Origin of the sequence: Halomonas sp. 3D7M (assembly GCF_014897885.1) — a bacterium.
Classification (GTDB): Bacteria; Pseudomonadota; Gammaproteobacteria; order Pseudomonadales; family Halomonadaceae; genus Vreelandella.
In genome coordinates this window covers 1-4,643 of record NZ_JABUZF010000133.1, presented here as the reverse complement: position 1 = coordinate 4,643, position 4,643 = coordinate 1, and the positions used below count along the sequence as shown (strand labels likewise).

Here is a 4,643-nt window from a genome sequence, read left to right as displayed (position 1 = left end):
TGGCTCTGCTAGCCAATCATCCTGAACTACTGCCAGCACTTCGAGAAATGTTTGAGTGCGGATGGCCGGAGTATTACGGTGCGCGCGGCAGGGGAAACGCTGAAGAAGACCTGCTGGCATATTCCAATCACAATAAACTTCCTATTGGGGTCGTTGCGATGCAGGATGGTTCTGCGCTTGGTATCGCGGTATTGAAGGCTGGATGGGTGGCGGCATGGTACTCCCTCAGTACCGGCGTCGTGGAATTGGCGCAACATTGACTGTTGAGCTTGAAAGCATCGCACGCAAGCTGGGGTACAAAAAAATCTACTCCGGCACAAGCACAGCAAACAGCCTTCTGGAGCGAAGTGGCTGGTCGTATATCGAAACCGTGCTTTACGGAGGGGATAACGTATCCATCTATGAGAAAGCGCTCTAACTCAGGCGTTGAGGCTGTAGAAAGGGGCAGGGCCAGTGGCAGTTATAGTGCCTAGTGCATACTATTGAGACGTTAGCGAATTATGGTTATTTGGCTGAATGCCGATATTAAGACGGCTCAGTCTGGTTAAGCGTTTGCCCCACCTTCCAAGAAGATAGTTGAGTATACACATGGCCTTTATCACACCTATCACCCTTACTGCGCATGGCGTAACGCTCGAGCCGCTTTCACTCAATCACGAAGCCGGTTTGCGCGCCGCCGCTGCGGATGGCGAGTTGTGGAATCTGCGTATTACCTCGGTGCCAACGCCCGATGAGACACGCAACTATATTAATGCCGCCTTAAAAAGCCGCGAGGAAGGCCATCGCTTTGCTTTCGCCGTGATTGAAGAGGCGAGTGGTATGGTGCTTGGCACCACGAGTTACCATGATATTCTGCCCAACGTAAAACGCGTTGAAATTGGCTACACATGGTACGCCAAACGGGTTCAGCGCACGCATGTCAACACCACCTGCAAGCTACTGCTATTGACTCACGCTTTCGACACACTGGGCTGTAACGTGGTCGGCTGGCGTACCGACAACTTCAACTTCGCCAGCCAACGTGCGATCGAGCGCCTAGGCGCAAAGAAAGATGGCGTAATCCGTGGCCATGCGCTGCGCCGCGATGGGACCATTCGCGATACAGTGATGTATAGCCTGAGCAGGGGCGAGTGGCCAGAGGTGTGCTCACATCTCAACTATCTGATAAGCCGATCCTGCGCACAGTGAGGTTTATGGTGAGAGACTGGAATGAATCGCTTCTAAGGTTAACCTGACGCTACAACTAGGCTAAGCAGCATCGATTGCTATGTCCGGATGCCCTTTAGTGCCAAGCCTCGCAACTTTATCAACGCCGCTACGCGATGCGGCTGAAACCGAGGGGTAGGTTAATGAAAGCTACCAGCGAATTTATCGCAAACCTTAGCGACGTATTCGCACTGTTTGGTGAAATCCAAACTAAGCGCATGTTTGGCGGATATGGCGTTTATCGCGATGGTCTTATGTTTGCGCTAGTCGCCGATGATGTTCTTTACCTTAAAGTCGACGAACGTTCGGTAGGCTCTTTTATCGAGCTGGGAATGGAGCAGTTTGAATATGAGAAGAGCGGCAAAAGGGTGAAAATGACTTACTATGCTGCCCCCGAGGAGATATTTGAAGATCCTGAACATGCTAAAGAGTGGGCTGACCGTGCTTATAAAGCGGCGTTGCGGCAAAAAGCTCGTTGACGCAGAGCTAACGAGGGCAGTCATTTTAGACTGCCCGGCGGCTACTCAAAGCAAAGATTTATGCGTTGCTAGCCAAATCCACTGCTAGCAATCCGGCATTTTTAAGCGCATTAGCAACTGATCTCTGATGCCTTTCATCTCCAAATTCTTGGTACTCTGACGTTATTTCATGAAATGACTCGACGCCCAAGTATCTGCCCAGTGTTTTAATATGCGGCCCGAGATGATTCATATGCTCACGTTCACCTCCTGGCCCAAAGCCAAACTCTCCGCATGAAGAGACTAAAATAAGAGTCTTCCCAGACAAAAGTGGCTCTATAGGATGGTCGCCACGAGCCAAATCAAAGCTAAATGTTTTATTTATACGCATTACCTGGTCGAACCACGCTTTAAGAGGGGCAGGCATGCCGTAGTTGTACATAGGTGAAGATATTAAGATGACATCCGCTTGTGCTAACTCGCTAAATAGCTGATCGGATAACGCTAGTTTTTTACGTTGCTCAGAGCTTTTCCGCTCATCGGGTGTGAAAACGGCACCTATCCAGTCTTGGTCAATAAAAGCAGGTGGGTTCAAGCCAATGTCACGATAAATGTAATTATCTGCACTGTTAGCAGATTTCCATTTATCAACAAACTGCATAGCAATACGTTTTGATATTGAGTTGTGGTCAGGGTTTGGGTTTGTCGCTTTACGTACGCTAGCGTCTATATGAAGTAATGTGCGCATGATGGCCTCAGCAGATAGCGGTGTGGAGTGGCTATGCTGCCCTTTTGCCAATACTGCGACAAATGAATAAACTGGATCGATAGGTGAGAAAAACTTATCTATTGAGAAGCCGGGTTGAGACCAAAAATAGGAGGCTAGCGGTGAATGCTTCACTACAGGCGATTAAGGTGTTTGAAGCAGCCGCTCGGCTGGGGAGCTTTAAAGATGCTGCCGAGGAGCTGTCGATAACGTCGGCGAATGTGTCGCATCATATCAGCAACCTTGAGAATAGGTTGGGAGTGCGGCTGTTTACCCGAATCAACCGGGGCGTGACTTTAACGTCAGAAGGGCACCAGCTCTCTGAGGCGACAACCGCCGGTTTGCAGAAAATTCAGACTGCGCTAGATAATATAAAGTCAGATGCCTCGCGACTGAATGTTGATACCACCTCATCCTTTGCCGCCCTGGTGCTAATTCCGTTGCTACATGACTTTAATAAAATTTACCAAAATATTGATGTTGAAATATCAACGGGCGAAGTCGTGGCATCAAAAGTGAATACCCTCTCTATCCGTTTGGGGGACGTAACCCGGGTTGATGAATCAAGTTTATTAAAGAAAGAGCGTTTTAACCTATATGGGAGCTGTCCTTTTATCCGCTCCATCACAGTGGATAAGCCAGCAACGGTCTATCTGACTAAATGGAAGAACAAGAAACTGCCGGACTCGCCTTGGAAAAACTGGCTAATTGAAAGTGGAGCGTCACTGCCAAATTTTGAAATAAGGTATTTTGATCAGGAGCTTTATGGTGTGTATGAAGCTCTTGCTGGGAAAGGACTGGTGTTTTGTTCAGAGACACTGGTTTCTGACTTTGTGAAAGCCAACGCATTGCAGCCCATTTCGTATCAAAGCGTCGATTCTCTGCTGTGTTACTACATCCCGACCGAAAGCTGGCAGCATAGTGCCAAAATGCAGGCTTTTATCGATTGGCTTAAGTCTCAGATCAAATAGGTTTGCACTGCTCTTTTCCCAACATCGGGCAGATAACGTTCCTGGTTGGATCATAGTGTCCACGCTTGAGTTGCGGATTAATCGCCGCTTTCTACTCCGTACCTAACGTCACTGCCTGACGAATTAGGGCCTCCTTTAACGTTTTGGCAGCTGGCCCGAGATGCTCGTCTGTACGATGCATCAGCCACATCCGAACAACGGTTTCGCCCTCGGAGCCGAACTCGGCCGCCGGTATGCGGACGAGTCGTCCTTCCAGTAGATCACGCTCGATCAGCCATAGCGGCAGATTGCCCCAGCCAATCCCTGCACAGATTAGCGCATGTTTTGTTGAATTATCGCCCACCCGCCACGTACCCGGTGACAGTACATCGTATTCGCGACCGCGAGTGAGAGTGGATGGGTCTTCGGTAACGATTTGAACATAGTCAGCGAGTTCGGCTGCCGTAATGGTCTCCCCGCTCGCTGTGCGATTGGCTAACGGATGGCTTGTGGATACCACAGCAGCACGTGGGACAAACACAATAGCTTCTCGCTCGATCCGAGGATCGGGTATGTCAATTCCGCTGATGGCAAGGGTACAGCGATGTTGCTGAAGTAGCTGAATGGCCTCACCCAGGGGGGCAGACAGCACGCGTACCGATACAAGAGGGTAGGCGTCCTGTAACTCTTTTAAGGCCCGCGAGGCAACAGTTAGCGGAAATTGTGGATCGAGCGCGATATCCAGTCCTAGTTCTACACCCTCTCCAAAGCCCCGTGCACGAGCACGCAGTGTGTCAACTTTAAGAAGAATGGCGCGTGCGTCCGCCAGCAGCATTCTCCCCTCGGGCGTCAAAACAGGCCGGTAGCCCGAGCGGTCAAAAAGAGTAACGCCCAACTGCGCCTCGAGATTGCCAATGGCATAGCTGACCGCTGATTGTGCTCGCCCTAGGCGCTCCGCACCACCGCTAAAGCTTCCTGCTTCGCTAACGGCAATGAGCACACGCATTTGGTCAAGTGTCAGGGCATCTAACATGATCGATTAAGTAGATAGTTAAAGACTAAATATTGTCATTTTTTTTAGTTAATTGACGAGTGTAGTTTTGCCTGAGGAGTGCGGATGGAGCATGACTGCATCCTCCTCATTGTGAGACACCTTAGGAGACCTACACATGAGTAACGTACTTGTCCTTTACTATTCGAGTTATGGCCATATCGAAACAATGGCGGAAGCTGTGGCAGAGTAAGCGTCCATTCCGCGACGTT

At 49.9% G+C, this 4,643-nt stretch carries 7 protein-coding genes; 5 read left to right on the top strand and 2 right to left on the bottom strand.

From position 1 onward, the window contains the following. From INT22_RS06330 to INT22_RS06315, 4 genes are all read left to right on the top strand, one after another. On the top strand, positions 1-260 hold a 260-nt coding region (locus tag INT22_RS06330), incomplete at its 5' end, for a hypothetical protein (protein ID WP_226912452.1). After that, the gene (locus tag INT22_RS22065) at positions 203-418 is read left to right on the top strand and encodes a GNAT family N-acetyltransferase (RefSeq protein WP_226912450.1); all 216 of its coding nucleotides are present in this window, start codon (positions 203-205) and stop codon (positions 416-418) included. The genes INT22_RS06330 and INT22_RS22065, both read left to right, overlap by 58 nt. 170 nt (positions 419-588) lie before the next feature. Continuing rightward, entirely contained in the window at positions 589-1,188 is a 600-nt protein-coding gene (locus INT22_RS06320; RefSeq protein WP_193060492.1) for a GNAT family N-acetyltransferase, read from the top strand. Positions 1,189-1,349: 161 nt separating this feature from the next. Next, complete coding sequence (locus tag INT22_RS06315) at positions 1,350-1,685, top strand: TfoX/Sxy family protein (protein WP_193060491.1); 336 nt, start codon at positions 1,350-1,352, stop codon at positions 1,683-1,685. A 58-nt stretch (positions 1,686-1,743) separates the two neighbouring features. On the opposite strand, the gene INT22_RS06310 is transcribed toward INT22_RS06315, so the two are convergent. Continuing rightward, a complete protein-coding gene (locus INT22_RS06310) occupies positions 1,744-2,412 on the bottom strand; it encodes an FMN-dependent NADH-azoreductase (RefSeq protein ID WP_193060490.1) in 669 nt (222 codons plus the stop codon). A 140-nt stretch (positions 2,413-2,552) separates the two neighbouring features. Here INT22_RS06310 and INT22_RS06305 point away from each other — a divergent pair, with 140 nt between their 5' ends. Further along, on the top strand, positions 2,553-3,401 hold the full coding sequence (locus INT22_RS06305) for a LysR family transcriptional regulator (protein WP_193059454.1): 849 nt from the start codon (positions 2,553-2,555) through the stop codon (positions 3,399-3,401). A 91-nt stretch (positions 3,402-3,492) separates the two neighbouring features. On the opposite strand, the gene INT22_RS06300 is transcribed toward INT22_RS06305, so the two are convergent. Beyond that, on the bottom strand, positions 3,493-4,413 hold the full coding sequence (locus tag INT22_RS06300; protein WP_193059455.1) for a LysR family transcriptional regulator: 921 nt from the start codon (positions 4,411-4,413) through the stop codon (positions 3,493-3,495). Positions 4,414-4,643: the final 230 nt, after the last annotated feature.

Excerpts from the sequence above, each read along its gene's own strand:
- INT22_RS22065 (WP_226912450.1), top strand. The coding sequence starts at position 203 with ATGGGTGGCGGCATGGTACTCCCTCAGTACCGGCGTCGTGGAATTGGC.
- INT22_RS06320 (WP_193060492.1), top strand. The coding sequence starts at position 589 with ATGGCCTTTATCACACCTATCACCCTTACTGCGCATGGCGTAACGCTC.
- INT22_RS06315 (WP_193060491.1), top strand. The coding sequence starts at position 1,350 with ATGAAAGCTACCAGCGAATTTATCGCAAACCTTAGCGACGTATTCGCA.
- INT22_RS06310 (WP_193060490.1), bottom strand. The coding sequence starts at position 2,412 with ATGCGCACATTACTTCATATAGACGCTAGCGTACGTAAAGCGACAAAC.
- INT22_RS06300 (WP_193059455.1), bottom strand. The coding sequence starts at position 4,413 with ATGTTAGATGCCCTGACACTTGACCAAATGCGTGTGCTCATTGCCGTT.